Origin of the sequence: Bradyrhizobium sp. AUGA SZCCT0222, assembly GCF_018130205.1 — a bacterium.
Taxonomy (GTDB): Bacteria; Pseudomonadota; Alphaproteobacteria; order Rhizobiales; family Xanthobacteraceae; genus Bradyrhizobium.
The window spans coordinates 1-17848 of the sequence record NZ_JAFCLX010000049.1 but is presented as its reverse complement, the minus strand read 5'-3'; the positions used below and the strand labels follow the sequence as shown (position 1 = coordinate 17848).

The 17848-nt window shown below is 62.0% G+C and carries 20 protein-coding genes; 11 read left to right on the top strand and 9 right to left on the bottom strand.

Going from position 1 to position 17848, the window contains the following annotated elements; all coding sequences use genetic code 11:
- The first annotated feature begins 7 nt into the window (after window positions 1-7).
- Window positions 8-676, top strand: coding sequence for a Crp/Fnr family transcriptional regulator (locus JQ629_RS30105; RefSeq protein WP_212415698.1), 669 nt, complete (start codon window positions 8-10; stop codon window positions 674-676).
- 17 nt (window positions 677-693) lie between these two features.
- Window positions 694-1578 carry a DUF6537 domain-containing protein gene (locus JQ629_RS30100; protein ID WP_212415697.1) on the top strand — a complete coding sequence of 295 codons (885 nt, stop codon included), beginning with the start codon at window positions 694-696 and terminating at the stop codon, window positions 1576-1578.
- Here the strand turns inward: JQ629_RS30100 and JQ629_RS30095 are convergent, their stop codons facing one another.
- On the bottom strand, window positions 1579-2982 hold the full coding sequence (locus tag JQ629_RS30095) for a TAXI family TRAP transporter solute-binding subunit (protein WP_212415696.1): 1404 nt from the start codon (window positions 2980-2982) through the stop codon (window positions 1579-1581).
- Between the two features lie 413 nt (window positions 2983-3395).
- Between JQ629_RS30095 and JQ629_RS30090 the strand changes: the two genes are divergently transcribed.
- Window positions 3396-3749 (top strand): DUF3307 domain-containing protein, encoded by a 354-nt coding sequence (locus tag JQ629_RS30090; RefSeq protein WP_212269744.1) that lies wholly within the window; start codon window positions 3396-3398, stop codon window positions 3747-3749.
- A 331-nt stretch (window positions 3750-4080) separates the two neighbouring features.
- Window positions 4081-4485: a hypothetical protein gene (locus tag JQ629_RS30085; RefSeq protein WP_212415695.1), complete on the top strand. Its 405-nt coding sequence runs from the start codon at window positions 4081-4083 to the stop codon at window positions 4483-4485.
- A gap of 139 nt (window positions 4486-4624) precedes the next feature.
- Here the strand turns inward: JQ629_RS30085 and JQ629_RS30080 are convergent, their stop codons facing one another.
- Both JQ629_RS30080 and JQ629_RS30075 read right to left on the bottom strand, forming a co-directional pair.
- Window positions 4625-4945, bottom strand: a complete 321-nt coding sequence (locus JQ629_RS30080) for a YkgJ family cysteine cluster protein (RefSeq protein WP_212415694.1) — start codon at window positions 4943-4945, stop codon at window positions 4625-4627.
- A gap of 151 nt (window positions 4946-5096) precedes the next feature.
- Complete coding sequence (locus JQ629_RS30075) at window positions 5097-5795, bottom strand: helix-turn-helix transcriptional regulator (RefSeq protein WP_211999372.1); 699 nt, start codon at window positions 5793-5795, stop codon at window positions 5097-5099.
- A gap of 114 nt (window positions 5796-5909) precedes the next feature.
- Here JQ629_RS30075 and JQ629_RS30070 point away from each other — a divergent pair, with 114 nt between their 5' ends.
- Both JQ629_RS30070 and JQ629_RS30065 read left to right on the top strand, forming a co-directional pair.
- On the top strand, window positions 5910-6158 hold the full coding sequence (locus JQ629_RS30070; RefSeq protein ID WP_212415693.1) for a hypothetical protein: 249 nt from the start codon (window positions 5910-5912) through the stop codon (window positions 6156-6158).
- 67 nt (window positions 6159-6225) lie between these two features.
- On the top strand, window positions 6226-6957 hold the full coding sequence (locus JQ629_RS30065; protein ID WP_212415692.1) for a glutathione S-transferase family protein: 732 nt from the start codon (window positions 6226-6228) through the stop codon (window positions 6955-6957).
- Between the two features lie 86 nt (window positions 6958-7043).
- Here JQ629_RS30065 and JQ629_RS30060 read toward each other — a convergent pair whose 3' ends face one another.
- The 4 genes from JQ629_RS30060 to JQ629_RS30045 all read right to left on the bottom strand — a co-directional run bounded on the left by JQ629_RS30060 (window position 7044) and on the right by JQ629_RS30045 (window position 10697).
- The gene (locus JQ629_RS30060; RefSeq protein WP_212415691.1) at window positions 7044-8264 is read right to left on the bottom strand and encodes an ABC transporter substrate-binding protein; all 1221 of its coding nucleotides are present in this window, start codon (window positions 8262-8264) and stop codon (window positions 7044-7046) included.
- Between the two features lie 290 nt (window positions 8265-8554).
- Window positions 8555-8872, bottom strand: a complete 318-nt coding sequence (locus JQ629_RS30055) for a hypothetical protein (protein ID WP_212415690.1) — start codon at window positions 8870-8872, stop codon at window positions 8555-8557.
- 214 nt (window positions 8873-9086) lie between these two features.
- Window positions 9087-9932 (bottom strand): dienelactone hydrolase family protein, encoded by an 846-nt coding sequence (locus tag JQ629_RS30050; protein ID WP_212415689.1) that lies wholly within the window; start codon window positions 9930-9932, stop codon window positions 9087-9089.
- A 135-nt stretch (window positions 9933-10067) separates the two neighbouring features.
- Window positions 10068-10697, bottom strand: coding sequence for a pyridoxamine 5'-phosphate oxidase family protein (locus JQ629_RS30045; RefSeq protein WP_212415688.1), 630 nt, complete (start codon window positions 10695-10697; stop codon window positions 10068-10070).
- Between the two features lie 126 nt (window positions 10698-10823).
- Here JQ629_RS30045 and JQ629_RS30040 point away from each other — a divergent pair, with 126 nt between their 5' ends.
- Window positions 10824-11717: a LysR family transcriptional regulator gene (locus JQ629_RS30040; protein ID WP_212415687.1), complete on the top strand. Its 894-nt coding sequence runs from the start codon at window positions 10824-10826 to the stop codon at window positions 11715-11717.
- 82 nt (window positions 11718-11799) lie between these two features.
- On the opposite strand, the gene JQ629_RS30035 is transcribed toward JQ629_RS30040, so the two are convergent.
- Together JQ629_RS30035 and pobA are read right to left on the bottom strand one after the other, a co-directional pair.
- Window positions 11800-12243: a PaaI family thioesterase gene (locus JQ629_RS30035; protein WP_212415686.1), complete on the bottom strand. Its 444-nt coding sequence runs from the start codon at window positions 12241-12243 to the stop codon at window positions 11800-11802.
- A gap of 235 nt (window positions 12244-12478) precedes the next feature.
- The gene (gene pobA / locus JQ629_RS30030; protein WP_212415685.1) at window positions 12479-13648 is read right to left on the bottom strand and encodes a 4-hydroxybenzoate 3-monooxygenase; all 1170 of its coding nucleotides are present in this window, start codon (window positions 13646-13648) and stop codon (window positions 12479-12481) included.
- A 270-nt stretch (window positions 13649-13918) separates the two neighbouring features.
- On the opposite strand from pobA, the gene JQ629_RS30025 reads away from it, so the two are divergent.
- The 4 genes from JQ629_RS30025 (at window position 13919) to JQ629_RS30010 (ending at window position 17428) form a co-directional block, all read left to right on the top strand.
- A complete protein-coding gene (locus tag JQ629_RS30025) occupies window positions 13919-14935 on the top strand; it encodes a TRAP transporter substrate-binding protein (protein ID WP_212415684.1) in 1017 nt (338 codons plus the stop codon).
- Between the two features lie 194 nt (window positions 14936-15129).
- Window positions 15130-15639, top strand: a complete 510-nt coding sequence (locus tag JQ629_RS30020; RefSeq protein ID WP_192737094.1) for a TRAP transporter small permease — start codon at window positions 15130-15132, stop codon at window positions 15637-15639.
- Between the two features lie 6 nt (window positions 15640-15645).
- Entirely contained in the window at window positions 15646-16962 is a 1317-nt protein-coding gene (locus tag JQ629_RS30015) for a TRAP transporter large permease (RefSeq protein WP_211999387.1), read from the top strand.
- A 4-nt stretch (window positions 16963-16966) separates the two neighbouring features.
- On the top strand, window positions 16967-17428 hold the full coding sequence (locus tag JQ629_RS30010; RefSeq protein ID WP_212415683.1) for a DUF3237 domain-containing protein: 462 nt from the start codon (window positions 16967-16969) through the stop codon (window positions 17426-17428).
- Window positions 17429-17848: the final 420 nt, after the last annotated feature.

Sequence of the window (17848 nt, the reverse complement as noted above, 5' to 3'; positions counted from 1 at the left end):
GCTTCCAATGGATCCGTCTCATTTGGCACAACATGCCGGCACGGCCGGCGCCCTCTTCGCGTCGATCTTCGTGATCGCCACCACCACGATGCGGACGATGATTCCTTTGCGGGTGTTCGGCATTCTCGCCAACATCGCCCTGTTCCTGACCGCCATTCCGTCCCGTAATTATCTGGTCATGGTGGTGCAGGTGGTGATGCTGCTGGTCAATTCCTATCGGCTGCACCAGATGCTGCAGCTCGTGCGCGACGTGAAAAAATCGGTCAACAGCGACCTGTCGATGGAGTGGCTAAAGCCGTTCATGACCGAGCGCGATTGCGCGGCCGGAGAGATGCTGTTCTACAAGGACGAGAAGGCCGACGACATGCTCTACATCGTCAGCGGCAAGTTCAAGCTGGTCGAGTCCGGCATCGTCTTGCCGGTCGGCGCCATCGTCGGCGAGCTTGGCATGCTGTCGCCGTCGAACATGCGCACCCAGTCGCTGGAATGCGTCGAGGCCGGCCTCGTGCTGAGCGTCAGCTACAGCAAGGTCGAGGAACTCTACGTTCAAAATCCGGCGTTCGGCTTTTACTTCCTTCGCCTCGCCAGCGCCCGGTTGTTTCAGAACCTCGAGACGCTGCAGCACCAGCTGGCCCAGCAAACGGCGGCATCTGCCGCCGGGCCGAAACCCGCGTAGAGGCCGGAGCCAAGGGAGTGTCAGACCGCGGTTTCCTGTCGTCGTTGCGTTATCTGTTCGCCGATTTCATCGGTGAGGAGGACGACACCCCGCCATTCCTGCCCGACGGCTTGCCAGAAGCGGTGACCGATGTCGCGAGCGATGCCATCCATCTGCTGATCGACTATCAGAGCACGAGTTATGCGCAGCTTTACGTCGACCGGCTGCGGCGGTTCGTCGGCCGCAACGGGGTCGATGATGCGATGCTGGTCGAGATCGCGCGGCTGATGGCGGTGCGCATGAGCTATGAGGATCCGATCCGGATCGCGCAGCTCAAGCTTGCCGAATTCAACGAGGGGTCCGGCGGGAACTACAATCCGGTCGTCGACATCAGGAAATTCCGGGTCGACGAACTGGTCAGCGCGCTTCCCGCCATTATCGCGGAATATCTGATCGATGCGCTTAACTGGGCGGGGTGGGCGCACAAGCGGATTTCCATTCGGTTCAGCGCGGCAAGCCGTCTCGGCGTTCGCCGCCTCAAGATTGAAGCCGGGTTGAAGCGGTGGCGGCGCTATTCGGTGCGTTACGCCAAGGAGCGGCTGTGGGTCGAACGCTGGCTGCACATGATCAGCCGCAGCCTGGACAAACAGCCGGCCGCGGCTTCTGAAATCGTGCAGACCGCGACCATGATCGAGGGCTATGGCGACGTCTACCGTCAGGGCATGGCGGACTGGAACGCGATCATCGACGGCCTGGCCAAGCCGACCTTCGACGGTGTGCTGGCGCTATCAGATCTCGCCGGAGCGGTAGCGGAAGCGCGCGCGGCGGCGCTGCCCGATCCGCGGCAGGCCGCGCTCAAGCGCAAGATCGAGGAAATCAGGGCGCGGGTGCGGGCCAGCGGCTCGAGCGCCGCTGCGGGGTGATTACGCGCTTTGCGCGGTCTTCACGGCTACCACCTTGTCGTCCTGGGGCGGCGGGTGCCGTTTCAGATGATCGCGGCGCATGCCGATTTCGTCGCGCACGAATTCATAGCCGAGCTTGAACGTGTCCAGCCCGTCGCTGGAGATGGTGCCGTCGCGCAGCCCTATCACCACGCGCCGAATAATGGCTTCAAGCTCGTCCTGCAGTTCGTCGAGCGCGTCGAGGGATTTAGCATCCGCCATCCGCTCGCCGATATCGAGAATGGCGGTGGCCAGCTGGCTGGCCTTTTCGGGCGCGATGCGCGTGACCTTGGTGTAGATGGTGGCGAACAGCGAGCCGATGATGCCGAGCGCCGCGAGGGCAACATACATCAGGTCACTGTAGCGCTCCACGAACGACTTGATCTCGTCGTTGATGTATTCGGTAGCCCCGGGATGCGCGACAATGAAGGCATCCTTGTCGGTCGCGGCCGGTTCGATCTTGGAGGCGAAGCCGCCGTCGAGCGCGAGTTCGGCCTTGTTCTCGTAGATGATGCGCGCGAGGTCGCTTACGGTTGTCGTCGACAGATTTGCCTGCGCGACCAGCAGCCATTGCAGCCCGATGGTCTCGATATCTTCCTCGGGCAGCGTCGGCGCCGCCGACAGCATGCCGGTCGTGACCGTTTCCTCCGAAAGGGCAGGATATTTCCGGGTGATCGCCTTCGCGGCGTCGATCGCGTTCAGCGTGAAGCCGCCGCGCCTGGCATATTGCTCGTAACTCCTGTCCTTCACGACCTTCGAGGCATGGACGACCGCGACCACGGCGCCGAAGCCTGACGCGAACAGCTTGTCGAAGGTCGACCCCGGCGGGGCCATCTGGATTCGCGCCGCTGCTTCGGGCTGCTCGGAAAGCTCGAGCATATTCCGGATCAGCGTGACGCTGCTCTCGCGGTCGGCGACGACGGCGATCTTCTTTTTCTTCAGCTCGGTGACGGTCTTGATCTTTTTGCCGGCGGGACTGATCAGCAGCAGCAGGTCGTGTTCAAGGATCGCAACCGCGCGCGCCCGGGACGGGATTTTCGCGTCGGTGCGCAAAATCGCCAGGTTGGCTTCCTTGCGGTCGAACTGGGCGACCGCCTTGGCGTTGTCGGCGTTGGGCACGATCTTGAGGCGCAGCCGCGACGAATTGTTCTTCAGGACGGCGGCAAGCCGGGCCGCAAAACGCGCCTCGGGCCCATTGGCTTCGCCGACGGCAAAGACCAGCGTCTCCGAATTTCGCACCAAAGCCCGGCCGCCCCACATCGTTGCGGCGGTAAGAATCAGGGTCAGGATCGAGAACAGCACGATCTGGGAGCGGTTGCTCTTGACGACCGGCATACGGAGGCGCCGTGGCATACCGGGTTTTGGCGTGGGGGCTTCAGCACTCATGGCTATACCCGGTCGGGGGACATCCCGCCGCCAAATCGGCGTCGCAGGCCATCCAAATGAATTCGTAAATACCTAGAAACGAACGACAATTTCCCTGTGCGGCAATGATATCCTGCCCCCGCCGGATTGCAAATCGCCCCCTCGCCGGTAACCTTACCCGCAAAAGCTGCGCGCCGATGCCGCAGTATCGCCGTTGGGCCACACCATTTTTTTTTCCAACCACCCACAGGTGCATTCCGGTCCGGGAGGTGCCATAAATAACGGCAACGTTCACGTCCGGGTTCGAGAAGAAAATTCGCTGACAGCCTAGACCCCCGGTTTTGTTGCCACCTTGTTAGTCCCAGCAAAGGGCGTCAGCTTTGTTGTTTCCTTCCATGTCGTCGTCGGTCCCGGTTGCTGCGCTCGTGGGATGGATGTTGCTTCTCACGGTGAAGCACATCATTGCCGACTTCATTTTTCAGACTTCCTGGATGGCGATCGGCAAGGACCAGAAGACCGGCTGGGCGATGCCGTTGCTGGCGCACTGCTCGGTGCATCTCGTGACATCGTTGCTGCTGATCATGGTGGTCGCGCCGCGGTTCTGGTTCGTCGCCTTTATCGACTTCGCCATCCACATCACGATCGATCGCGCCAAGGGGATCTGTGCATCGTCCTTCGGGGTGACGCTGGAGAATGAGCATCCCTGGTTCTGGACGCTGATCGGCGTCGATCAGGCGCTGCACCATCTCACCGGCTTCGGCCTGGCGATCTTCATGGCGGCGAACTGATCCGGCCAAAGCGTTTTCCAGCGAAGCATGCCCTCGGACTTGATCCGGGGTGGATACCGGTTCGCGTCAAGAAAACGCGTCAAAACAAGAATCGGACCGGAGTATTCCGGATAGGCACCAGCCTCCCCCACGCATAGCCTGCCCTGGTCTGCACGTGACCGCCGGCCAGCCCGTGGCGGCAGGGATTTAGGCGCAATTCGCGCCAGGCGAATCACCGGCTGCGCCGGTCTGATTTGGTCGAAACTGGCAAGAGCACCGGAACACTACTGGTACGGGTGGTTAACCTTTCGTTAGAGTATTGCACTGCATCTTCCGGATAGGGAGAACCGCAATGTTTTCAAGCCGCGACGCCTTCGAGAACGATTTCTGCCCGGTCCGGGACGAGTTGCTCGGCGAGATGTACCGCGCCAACGCCAACGGCCTGCCGCTTCTGGTGGAGAGTGTCTCCTCCGAGACGCGCGCGATGCTGGCGCTGTTCTGCTACCGCCGCAGCCACCTGCACTCGCTGGCCCTCGCCATTGCCGCCAGCTGCACCGAGCGCGAGCTGATCTCGCTGGGCGGGCGCGTCGGCTCGACCCTCTATGCGCTGTCCCGCGAGCCGGCCGCGCGCTCCGCGCCCTCGTCGTCCTATGGCAACCGCAAGCCGATCACGCTCTCGACCAAGCCGCTCTCCACCTTCGCTCCGATTGAAGACGAAATCGACGACGAAGACCTCGCCGAAGCGGTGCCGGCCTGAACCTCCCCACACGTCGTCCCGGCGAAGGCCGGGACCCATAACCACCAGCGAGAATTAGTTTACACGCTGGTCGTTGACTTCCTTTTCCAACAATTCCTGCTGCGGCGTATGGGTCCCGGCCTTCGCCGGGACGACAGACTCAACTCAACACCGCCAGCCCATGTCTTTTCCGCGCCATCGCGCATTCGGGATCGCCGGGCATGCAGGTCCGGCATACCTCGGGCCGCACCGCATAGATGGTGCACGCCGTCGCCTCGCCGACCTTGCCCGACAGCGCCGAACAGCGGTCGCCGTCGCAGCGCATTCCCGACAGCCGGTCGTTGACGAACTTTTCCGGGATCAGGTCGAGGTCGGCATCGTCCTCGGTCGTGAAGCGCGGCCAGTTCTGCGAATAGCTGCAGCAGGCGCCGCAGGCCTGGCAGGGGCTTTCGCTTTCGTTGGCTGATCCGGTGTTCTTCATGGTGGTCGTTTAGCGCGGAAAGCGGCGACCGGCCAGTGACACGCTCCGTCATTCCGGGGCACGCGTCTTCGCGTGAACCTCAGATGTGCAATTGCACATCGGGGAATCTCGAGATTCCGGGTTCGACACTACGTGTCGCCCCGGAATGACTTTACGTATCCTTCGGGGCTTCCCAGACCAGGCTGCGCCGCCATTTCGCCCGCAGCAAATCGCGCCGCTCCGGATATTTTTCGTCGTGGTACACCGCGTCGACGACCCGGTCGGTGCGAAAGCTCCGAAAATCCTTCCGCAGCTCGCACCACGCCGCCATGATCCGCACCGCCTCGTGATAGCCGATCGCGATCGGCCAGATCGTTCGCTTGCTCTCGCGGCCATGTTCGTCGCGATAGTCCAGGGTGATCTTCTTGCCTTCGTGAATCTGGGCGCGTGTCCGCACCATGTCGATACGGTCCGGTTCCCGGTTCCAGACCGACCGCGCGCGGCTTGCAGGTTCGAGAACGAAAGGCCGCAACCGTTCCGGGACCGTGTCGGCGATCTTCGCCATCAGGTCCTGCGCGGCGCGTGCCAGCACGGGATCGGCATGACCTACGACCCATTGCGCGCCGAGCACGGCGGCTTCGATCTCGTCGGGCGTCAGCATCAACGGCGGCAGGTCGAATCCCTTCTCCAGGATATAGCCCATGCCGGCCTCGCCGCGGATCGGCACGCGCTGTTCGATCAGCGTGGCGATGTCGCGATAGATCGTGCGTTTGGAGGTCTCGAGTTCGGCCGCGATCGCGTCCGCCGTCAGCGGCTTTCGCGTGCGCCGGAGCACCTGAATGATCTGGAACAGCCGGTCGGCGCGTCTCATGGCGAGTCTCTTTTCTTGTCTCTTTTCGCAAGCCCGCCTGGCCGATGCTGACAGCATGTTGGCAGCAGGGGGTCTGTATATCGGGACAACACCTCAACTGAAGGGAATTTGTCCATGACGATTTTCAGCGAATTTGGTCCCCTGGGAAGCCACCGGCGTTTGGTGAATACCCAGGCCTTCGCCCTGGAACAGCTGGTTTCCATCCACTGCGTCACGTCAGATCTGCGCTGGGCGATGGTCGAGCTGGCATGGCGTTCATTCACAGCAATGTGCGCCTTTGCGCAAGGGCGGTTGCTGTCGTGGGCCCGTGGGCGCCGTGCGCCGCGGGAAGAAGAAGGTCGCGGCCGGCATTGCTGCTGCTGACACCACGGTGGCAGCAGGGCGCCCTTAGGCTTTCCCCACGTTCTTGAGGCAATCAGGAGTTTTTCGGATGATCACGCTCTATGGCTTCGGCACTGGCTTTGGCTTGCCGGAAATCAGCCCCTTTGTGACCAAGACCGAGGTCCAGCTGAAGATGGCTGGACTTGGCTATCGCAAGGAGAAGGCGATGCCGCCGGCCTCGCCCAAGGGGCAGCTGCCATACATCGTCGACGAGGCCGAGAGCGTCGCCGATTCCACCTTCATCCGCGCCCATATCGAGGGCAAGTACGGCTTCGATTTCGACGCGCCGCTGAGCTTGCAGGCGCGGGCGCAAGCCTGGGCGTTCGAACGGATGATCGAGCATCACGTCTATTGGGCGTTGGTCGGCGCCCGCTGGGTCGATACCGAGAATTTCGCCAAGGGACCGGCGCACTTCTTCGACGGCGCGCCGGAGCACCTGCGTGAGAAGCTGCGCGAGGACGCGCAGTTCCGGGTGGCGGAGAACTACTTGCTGAGCGGTCTCGGCCGCCACGCCCCGGAAGAGGATGTCGATCTTGCGGTCCGCTCGCTGTTTGCGCTGTCGGTTCAGCTCGGCGACAAGCCCTATCTGTTTGGCGACACGCCTTGCGGCACCGATGCCACCGCCTTCGGTGCGATTGCCGGCATCCTGACGCCGTACTTCGAATCGCCGCTGCGGCAGCAGACCGAGAAGTTCGGCAACCTGACCGCCTATGTCGACCGGATGATGCTGCGATATTATCCCGAATTCGGCTGGGCGCCGCTGCAGCAGGAGGCTGCGTAAGGATGAACTCTGAGTCGGCGACGGGCAGGTTTGCTCGTCGTCCGCGCCTCCGACGCAGATTGGTCTGTTGTTTCGCCCGCACGCAGCTATTTTTGGGCCCGGGAGAAAGCCGTTTCGAGCACGTCGCCGATCGGTTGCCAGCTACGGCCGTCGAATTGAACCAGTCGCAGGTGTTTGATCGGCCGGAAATCCCAACGTCCAGTGTTGATTTTGATTCCGGGTAGCAAGATCGAGCCCTGGTAGTCTTCGAGGGCCGCTGCCTGCTTCATGACGTTGTCGCGAGACAGGTCATCGCCGCATTGTCTGAGCACCTGGGCGAGTGTCTCGGCGGCCGCGTAGCCGAACATGGCGGCGCTGTCGTCGTTGCCTCCGGCCCGGTTGTATTTTTCAATGAAAGTCTGCCAGTCCTTGACGGCTTGTTCGTCCTTCCAGACCGGATCATTGGCATCCTTCAGAAAGGTAGCGGTGATGACGCCCAGGGCCTTTTCCGGGCCGGCAGGCTTTAACACCGTCGCAATCGACGACGACATGTGGTTCAGCAGGAACACCGGGTGCCAGTTCAGTTCCGCCGCGCTACGGATCACTTTCGTCAGGTCCGCAGGCGCGCCCGCAAATACAAAAATCTCGGCGCCTGATCGCTTCAGGGCCGATACGTGAGTGCCCAGATGCTCGTCTGCGACATCGTAGGCGATGTCGACCTTGATCATCCGGGCGATGTCCCCGAGCCCGTCTTGCAGCCCCCTGAACAGTTCACGACCAAAATGATCGTTCTGCCAAAGCGCGACGATCCTTTTTCCGGGGTAGAACGCCTGGATGTAGTTGGCGTAGATGCGCCCCTCTTCTCGAATCGAGGGTTGCCAGCCCATTGTCCAGGGGAACAGGGTTGGATCGCTCAAATGATCGTCTCCGGAGGCGACAAAGAGTTGAGGAATTTGCCGCTCGTTCAGATATGTGCGGACGGCAAAATTCCCCGGAGTTCCGAAAGAACCGAACATCAGCAAGACATTCTCGGTCTCGATCAGGTCGCGTGTAAGTTCCAGGGCGGTCGACGGATTGGATTTGTCGTCACGGGAGATGAAGCGCACCTTGCGGCCGTTGATCCCGCCACGCTCGTTGATCATCTCAAAATACGCGGCTTCGGCCTTTCCGATCGCTCCGAACGCCTCCAAATTCCCGCTATAGGGCATAACGTTCCCTATGCGAATTTCAGTGTCGGAGACATCGGGCTCGCGCACCCGCTCGGTGATCGCGCCCAAAGACGCGAGCGCCACCACGATCGCAATCGGTGTTCGGATCCAGATCTGCATCGGATGAACTCAATTACAAAAAGAGTGCAGCCGGATTTCAAGGCAGATTGAAGGCGATCAACTTGATCTGAGTCAAGGACCGGAAAGCGGCGCGTGAGGCTTCGGCACCCTGGTTACAAATCGGGTTGCAAACCGTCAGAGGTGTCGTGGCGCGCACGCGCCCGCGCGATGTTTAGCGGGGGTAGACCGGACGTCGCCGGCGTTCGATCAAACCGCCGCGAAGCCAATTCTCCGCGTCTCCGGCGTGCCGGGTAGGAACCGGCACGCTCCAGCGGCCTGAGTGATCTCCGTCACATCGCGCGACTTTGAGCTTGGCTACGTTCCCGATCACAGCAGGCGGTATTCGCGCTGCACCAATCGGGAGAATGACTATGACGAAGATCAAGAAGCTCATTGTTTCGGCGATTGCAGTTCTCGCTCTGAGCACTGCCTCGCTGTCTATCAATAGCGCGGCGTTCGCTGGTGGGCACGGGCATGGTGGCCACGGCGGGCACGGTGGCCACGGCCATGGCGGCCATGGCCATCACGGCCATCACCATCATGGCCACCATCATCATGGCCATCACCACCACGGCCACCACCATCACGGTCATCATCATCACGCCCATGGCTACGGCTGCTGGCGGGTGACCTCGTACGGTGTGATCAACGTTTGCTCGGTCTATTGATCGGCTGACGCGTAAGAACTCGCCCGTAGACGAAACGGGCGAGTTTTTCATTGTGGGTCCAGCCGAACTTGCTCTGACGCGGACCCGCTAGCGCGCAACCATACGCGCATGGATGCCAGCTGGACGAGCTTCCGTTGCCGCTATCGGCATGCCCTCAGTTGAGATGGCGATCGAGAAACCGGTGCAGGCGCTGACTTGCATTGCCCGCTGCCTCGCCGTCGTATTCCAGCCAGTGACCAAACAGGGTCGTGCCGGGCTTCAGGTGCGGGTAATAGAATCCATGGTACGCGCCGGGATAGACAACCAGTTCGACTGGCGGCCCGTCGTTGCCCCAGCTGGCGATTTTACCTGAGCAGTCTGCCGCCGGCGTCCAATCGTCGAGGGCCCCGGTGAAAATGAGCGTGGGTATCTCCGGACGCGCCATGGCCTGTTGACACGGAGGATAGAACGCTGCCGCCGCCCGGAACTGCAGATTGCTTGGAGGGCCGAACAGTTCGAACGAATTTGGTTCCGCCACAGAGAGGGCAACCCGAGCACCCGCCGAGAAGCCGACCGCAGCCACACGGCGCGGATCGACGAAGGTTTGCCCAGCCAGGAAGACGAGCGCTCCGTAGGCATCCGGCCTGCGTCTGACGAAGGTGGCAAACGCGCTTGATGTGCAGGCGTGATCGGTACCAAGACGCGTTGCATAGCTGTCGACGAGCAGGACGACATAGCCCCGGGCGACAAGTTCATCGGTCAATTTTTGCTTTGTCGTGTCGTGCATCCCGGCACAGCCGTGCAGTCCGACGACCGCGGGAAAAGGCCCTGCGCCATCGGGCTTGGCCAGATCGCCCTGGATGCGCTCGCCCGGAATGAGCGTGCCTGAAACGAGCCGCTGAGAGGCGCTTTCAAACTCTACGCGCTGCAGCGGTGTGGCCCATGCGTCAGCCATCAGCGCACCTACGCCGCTCCAGAGCATCAGCAATGCCGCGGCTCGGGAAGCGACTGTTCCAGGCAATGGCGTCTCCCCTTGAATGTTCGCCTGGTCGTCCAGCGGGTGCGAAGGTTTCCGGTTTTCAGGTCCGGGCCGCTTCAGCCTGATACTACCGCGCCTGGAGGCCAAGCGGACATGATCGATTTATGAGTGCACCGCTCAGGTCGCCGATGCAGGCTGGCCCTTCAATGCGGCCAGTTCTGCTTCAAGCTCGGCGATGCGGGCGTCGCGAGAGGCCAGGGCCGCCGCGACGTCGCCCGCGTCGAATTTTTGCGGGATGTGCTGCGGACAATTGGTATCCCACGCCGAGATCCGGAACAGGATGACTTGTTCGGGCCGCGCCTTATAGCCCTTCGGCATCAACGCCTGCGTCAGCGCCGGGTCGTCATCGACCACGCGCGCCTCGCCCCAGATCTTGACGCGCCTCCGATGCGCATAGTCCATCACGAAGATATGCGCTTGCGGGTTCTCCGAGAGATTGCCTTGCGTGATGTATTGCCGGTTGCCGCTGTAATCGGCGAACGCGATCGTGTTCTTGTCGATGATTCTGACAAAGCCCTTCGGGCCGCCGCGATGCTGGATGTAGGGGTGGCCGGCGCCCGAGGCGGTGGCGAAATAGAAACTGTTGGTTTCGCCGAGGAAGCCCGCGAGATTTTCGTCGATCTCGGTGCGCCAGCCGCCGTTCTCCTCGACCAGGGCATAGGCGTCGCGCGATCCCTTGCGCGACTGCACCGCCTTCACCGCCGGGGTGAAGGCAACGTCGCTGGAATAGGTTTGAGCATCTGACATTGGAGTTGCTCCTGCCAAGTTCGATGGCGCCGGTGCGCCCCTGCTGTTCGATAAGATGCTATCTCCCGAATTTAAAACAATCATCCCGATTGACACGACACTATTGCAATATATGAAATAATGGGCATGGACCGTATCGAAGCCATGCAGGCCTTTGTCACCGTCGCCGATTTGCAGGGCTTTGCCCCCGCCGCGCGCAAGCTCGGGCTGTCGCCATCAGGCGTGACGCGGCTGATCGCGGCGCTGGAGGACCGTCTCGGCGCCCGGCTGCTGCAGCGGACCACCCGATCCCTGACGCTCACGGATACCGGCGCCCGTTACCTCGAGCGCGCCCGCCAGATCCTCAGTGATGTCGAGGAGGCCGAAAGCGCCGCCGAGGGCGAGCGCACCAGGCCGGGCGGCCGGCTGGCGGTATCCGCCCCGAACGGCTTTGGCCGGCTTCACGTCAGCCCTGTGATGACGGCCTATCTGAAACGCTATCCCGACGTCTCGGCCGAACTGCGGCTGTCGGACCGAATGATCAACCTGGTGGAAGAGGGCGTCGATCTGGCGGTGCGGATCGGCCATTTGCCGGACTCGACGCTGGTCGCGCGCCATGTCGGCGAGATGCGGCGGATCGTGGTGGCCTCGAAGGATTATCTCAAGCGGCGCGGGGAGCCCAAAACGCCGGAGGCGATCGCGACCCACGATACCATCCATTTCGGCGCCATGACCGCCGCGCCGGACTGGCGCTTTGCCGCCGAAGGCCGTGAGATCCGCGTCTCAAGCACGCCGCGGTTTACCTCCAACAGCGCCGACGCCGCGATCCAGTACGCGGAAGCGGGCGGGGGCCTGACCCGGGTGCTGGCCTATCAGGCCGCCGATTCACTGAAAGCGGGAAGGCTCCGAATCGTGCTGGCGGAGTTCGAGCAGCCGGCGCTGCCGATCCACATCGTCTATCCGACCTCGCGGCTGCTGTCGGCGAAAGTGCGGACATTCATTGATCTCGTGACCGAGACGGCGGATTGGCATTTTGGCTAAGCCGTCATTCCGGGGCGATGCGAAGCATCGAACCCGGAATCTCGAGGTTCCCCGATGTGCAATTGCACATCTGAGGTTCGCGCTATGCGCGCCCCGGAACGACGACGGCTTCCTTCTTCGGCACCACGCGGAACGTCGCATTGGCGCGCGCGATCACGACGTCGTCGGCCTTGATCAGGCTCTGCGCAAAGCAGATCGTGCGGCCGGTCTTGATCACCTCGGTCTCGATCGCAAGCCATTGCCCGACCTCCGCGGTGCCGACGAAGTCAACCGCGAGCCCGATCGTCACGAATGACGTCGTATAGCCTGTCGCCTGCGCGCAGCTATAGCCCATCGCGTTGTCGGAGAGGGCCGCGATCAGCCCGCCATGAATCAGGCCGCGGCCGTTGGTGTGCGGTTTTGCAAGTCGCAGCCCGATGACCACGGCCTTGTCGGTCCGCTTGGCATAAAGCGGCTCCCACGGCTCGGTGAGCGGGCTCTTGCGGGTGTGAAGCTCAAAACCATCGGGGATCTCGGTCGCGGTCATGCGGCTCACCTATTGAGGATGTCTGCCGCCATTGAACGCGATCACGGTTCGCAATGCACCGCCTACAAAGTTTTAAACGGGATTCGCATGAGTGTTTGAAATGCAGGACGATCCCCCGTCATTGCGAGCGAAGCGAAGCAATCCACTGCGAGCCCAGGGAGAGATGGATTGCTTCGTCGCAAGTGCTCCCTTGCGCAAACGCTTAGCGTTTGTCGCAGGCAATGACGGCATTTTCCTATAACGGCAACCCCACGTAATTCTCCGACAGCGACGCCGACGCGGCTTTCGAGCTCACCAGATATTCCAGCTCCGCCAGCTGAATCCGCGCGCCGAACTCGCCCTGATCCGGGAATTTGTGCAGCATCGCCGTCATCCACCACGAGAACCGCACCGCCTTCCAGACCCGTGTGAGCGCGCGTCCCGAATAATTATCGATCCCGGCACTGGATTTCTCGTCGTAATATTCGCGCAGCGCGCTCGAGAGGTAATGCACGTCGCTGGCCGCCAGGTTCAATCCCTTGGCGCCGGTCGGCGGCACGATGTGCGAGGCATCGCCGGCCAGGAACATTTTTCCGAACCGCATCGGCTCGGCGACGAAACTGCGCAGCGGCGCGATGCTCTTTTCGATCGACGGTCCGGTGACGAGTTCATCGACCGCCTTCTGGTCGATCCGGCGCTTCAGTTCGTCCCAGAACCGCTCGTCCGGCCATTGGTCGATGTGGTCGTCGAGCGGGCATTGCACGTAATAGCGGCTGCGCTGGGTCGAGCGCATGGTGCACAGCGCAAAGCCGCGCGCATGGTTGGAATAGATCAGCTCATGGCTGACCGGCGGGGTTTCGGAAAGAATCCCGAGCCAGCCGAACGGATAGATCCGCTCATAGGTCTGGATCGCCGAGGGTTTCACGCTGGCGCGGCTGACGCCGTGAAACCCGTCGCAGCCGGCGATGAAGTCGCAGTCGATTTCGTGGGCAACCCCGTCCTTGGTGTAGGTGACGCGCGGACGGTCGGTATCGAAATCATGCGGCTTGACCTCGCTGGCCTGATAGACCGTGGTGAGGCCGGCCGCCTTGCGTGCGTTCATCAGGTCGAGCGTCACCTCGGTCTGGCCGTAGATCATGACCGTCTTGCCGGTCGCCGCATGCATGTCGATGCGGTGCCGCGCGCCGCCGAAGGCCAGCTCCACGCCATGGTGCACCAGGCCCTCGCGATGGGCGCGCGCGCCGGCGCCGACCTCGTCGAGCAGCGCCACGGTGCCCTCTTCCAGGAGGCCGGCGCGGATGCGGCCGAGCACATATTCCGGAGTCTGGCGCTCGAGAATGACGTTATCGATGCCGTAGCGGTGAAGTAGTTGCCCAAGCAACAATCCAGCCGGCCCGGCGCCTATGATTGCGACTTTAGTCCGCAATTGCTTGCTCCCATGGTCTGATACAGATTGGCACGCCGACGCTTGCGCGAGGTGTTAAAATGATAATTATATCATATAACAATTTTCGCAAAGGGCGTTGGCGCGAAACATTGTCGTTTGTTGCGTTGCACCGCAAGGCCGTCCTGTCGACGGCGAACGGAAGCGCCGCGGCAACACGTCCGGCTTGAAAAGCCGCGCCAACTATATAACATGTTAATTAACAAGACCGGGCGCCAAGCCCGCCTTCATGCGCAAAGGGAGAGAATGCCGATGAGAAAAGCGTTTTTGGCGCTGCTGCTCGCCGCCAGTGTGACGCCTGCGATGGCGCAGGAAAAAAACTTCGAGTTGAAATTGTCGCATTGGGTGCCGGCGTCGCACCCGCTGCAGAAGGCGCTGGAAGACTGGGGCTCCGCGGTCGAAAAGGAATCCGGCGGCACCATCAAATACAAGGTGTTCCCGGCCCAGCAGCTCGGCAAGGCGTTCGACCATTACGACATGGCGCGCGACGGCATCGCCGACGTCACCTACATCAATCCGGGTTATCAGCCCGGCCGCTTCCCGATCATCGGCGCCGGCGAATTGCCGTTCCTGATGTCGGACGCCAAGGGCGGCTCGATGGCGCTCGACGCCTGGTACCGCAAATATGCCGAGAAGGAGATGAAGGACGTCAAGTTCTGCCTCGGCTTCATTCACTCGCCCTCCACGTTCCATTCGCGCACCAAGAAGATCGTGGTGCCCGACGACATCAAGGGCATGAAGATCCGCCCCGCCCACGCCACCATGGCGAATTACGTCACCCTGCTCGGCGGCACCAACGTGCAGTCGTCGGCGCCTGAGGTTCGCGACATTATCGAGCGCGGCGTCGCCGATGCCGTCACCTTCCCGTGGGGATCGGTGCTGCTGTTCGGTATCGACAAGGTGACGAAGTATCACATCGAGGCGCCGATCTACGTCACGACCTTTGCCTTCGTGATGAACAAGGACAAGTACAACCAGATGTCCGACCGCCAGAAAAAGGCGATCGACAACAACTGCAACACCGAGGCCGCCGGCCGCGTCGGCGAGCCCTGGGGCGTCTACGAGAATTCCGGTGTCGCAAAGATCAAGGCGCTGCCCGACCATGAAGTCTACAAACTGTCGCCGGAGCAGACCGCGCTGTGGAAGAAGGCGTCCGAGCCACTGATCAAGACCTGGGCGGACAATGTCAAGAAAGCCGGCGGCGACCCGGATGCGGCGATGACCGAGCTTCGCGCCGAACTGACCAAGCATAACGCTTTGGCGCAGTAAGGAGCGCACGCTGCGCCCCCTCTCCCGCTCTTGCGGGGGAGGGTCGGGGTGGGGGTGCCGCCGCGAGTCACACTGTTCGTGTGGAGAGAGCTTCCCCCACCCGTCACGCTTGCGCGTGCCGACCTCCCCCGCAAGCGGGAGAGGTAAGTCAGTCCCAAGCCACCGCTTCATTCGAAGTCACAGGACCTCCCCACATGAATCGCGCTTCGATGGATCGTTTCATCGATACGATCGAATGGATCGCGGCGGCATTTGTCGGCATCGTCGCCGCCAACATTTTCCTGGCCGTGCTGCTGCGCAATATCTTCAACTATTCGATCCCGGATTCCTTCGACATCGGCCGCATGATGCTCGGGATCCTGATCTTCTGGGGCATCGCAGCGACCAGCTATCGCGGCGGGCACATCACGGTCGATCTGGTCTGGGCCAATGTCGGTCCGAAATACCAGCGGATGATCGACGTGTTCGCGACGCTGGTCCTGCTGTTCGTGGTGGCGGTGCAGACCTGGACGCTGTTCGACAAGGTGCAGGGCACCTACAACGACAATGTCCTGACCTTCGACATGCGGATGCCGACCTGGCCGTTCTTCGCGATCGCGTGGGCCGGCGACGCCTCCGCGGTGCTGCTGATCGCGATCCGCACCTACCGCCTGATCTTCCATCCGGAAGACATCCATGATGCCAAAGAAACCACGGTAGAGTAGGGCATCATGAGTACCGACGCCGTCGCCATTCTCGGATTTGTCGCGCTGTTCGCGCTGATGCTGCTGCGCGTGCCCGTGGGCATGGCGATGGGCCTCGTCGGCGTCACCGGCTTTGGATATCTCGTCGGCTTTACCCCGGCGCTCAAGATGGTCGGCCAGACCTCGATGCGCACGGTGACCGACTATACGTTCGGCGTCATTCCGATGTTCCTGCTGATGGGCGCCTTCGTCAGCAATTCCGGAATGAGCCGCGAGCTGTTTCGCGCCGCCAACGGCTTCGTCGGCCATTTGCGCGGCGGCCTCGGCATCGCCACGGTCGCGGCCTGCGGCGGCTTTGCCGCGATCTGCGGCTCGTCGGTGGCGACGGCCGCGACTTTCTCCGCCGTCGCCTATCCGGAAATGCGCCGCTTCGGCTATCCGCAATCCTTCGCCACCGGCGTGATCGCGGCCGGCGGCACGCTGGGCGCGATGCTGCCGCCGTCGACGGTGCTGGCGGTCTACGGCATCATCACCGAGCAGGACATCGGCAAGCTGTTCATGGCCGGCATCATCCCCGGCCTGCTCGCGATGGCCATGTACATGATCACGATCTCGCTGATCGGCTGGTTCCGGCCCGACTTCCTGCCGAAGGGACCGCAAACCACCTGGCGCGAACGCTTTGCCGGCCTGAAAGACATCTGGGCGCCGGTCTTGTTGTTCGTCTTCGTGATCGGCGGGCTTTACGGCCTGCCGTTCCTGCCGCGCTTCACGCCGACCGAGGCGGGCGGTGTCGGCGCCACCGGCGCGTTCCTGATCGGCGTCCTCACCGGGCGGCTGAACAAGGAAAAAATCCTGAACTCGCTGCTGCAGGCGACCCGCACTGCGGCGGCCGTCTTCACCGTGCTGATCGGCGCCCTGATCTTCGGCTATTTCCTCACGGTCACGCAGACCCCGCAAAAGGTCACCGAACTGCTCACCGGCCTCGGGCTCGGCCCCTACGGCATCCTCGCGCTGATCATGGTGATGTATCTCGTGCTGGGCTGCCTGATGGACGCGATGGCGATGATCATCCTGACGGTACCGATCATCTTCCCTGTCATCATGCACCTCGGCTTCGACCCGATCTGGTTCGGCGTCATCATCGTGATGACGGTGGAACTGGGCCTGATCCATCCGCCGGTCGGCATGAACGTCTTTGTCATCAAGAGCGTGGTGAAGGACGTGTCGTTCACCACGATCTTCCGCGGCGTGATCCCGTTCGTCGTGACCGACCTGATCCGCCTGGTGATCCTGATTGCATTTCCGATCCTGGCGCTCTGGCTGCCGCAACGCATGATGGGGTAACTCCATGACTCCTCAGCTTGAGACAAAGTATGTCTTCACGCTCACCGTTCGTATTGGCGAGGTGACCTCAGCCGGCGAAACCGGCCATGGTGTGCGGCGGATCATCCCGATCCTTGGCGGCGAGGTGCGCGGCGAGGGCGTCAACGGCAAGATCTGCGCGTTCGGCGCGGACTTTCAGATCATCCGCCCCAATGAGCTGATCGAACTGGAAGCCAAATACGCCTTCGAGACCGACGACGGCGCGACCGTCTATGTCGAGAACAAGGGCCTGCGCTTCGGCCCGGTCGATCTGCTGCAGAAGCTAAAACGCGGCGAGCCGGTCGATCCCAGGCTGATCTACTTCCGCACCGTGCCGAAATTCGAGACCGGCCACGAGAAATACCGCTGGCTGATGGAAAACCTCTTCATCGGCTCCGCCGCCCGCCACACCGACCGCGTCGTCATCGACGTGCATCAGGTGTTGTAGGGCACGCTTTTTCCGCGTCATTGCGAGCGGAGCGAAGCAATCCATCTTGCGCCAAGCCGAGGCATGGATTTCTTCGCTGCGCTCGCAATGACGGAGAGATGCGACAAAACGACCCGACGGGCAAATCAATTCTGATTGTCGGAATTCGTGTCAAGCCCCAAAATAAAAAATATTTCTGTTTACCAGAACACAAATCAGGGGCATATATTCGCCCATCCCGTCCTACTCAGAAGGGCGTCGGCCGTCGTCACGGACGTTGGACGGGTTGCGGTGGACGCTGGTTTACGCTGAGACGATGGCGTGGATAAGCGTACGGCAAAACCGTGTGGTCCTGGCGCCCGTTGCTGGCGTCAAGCCGTCGGCTAAGCGTGAGCTGAACCGGCGGTGACGGAGTCAACCAAGAACTCGTCTCCGGGGAGA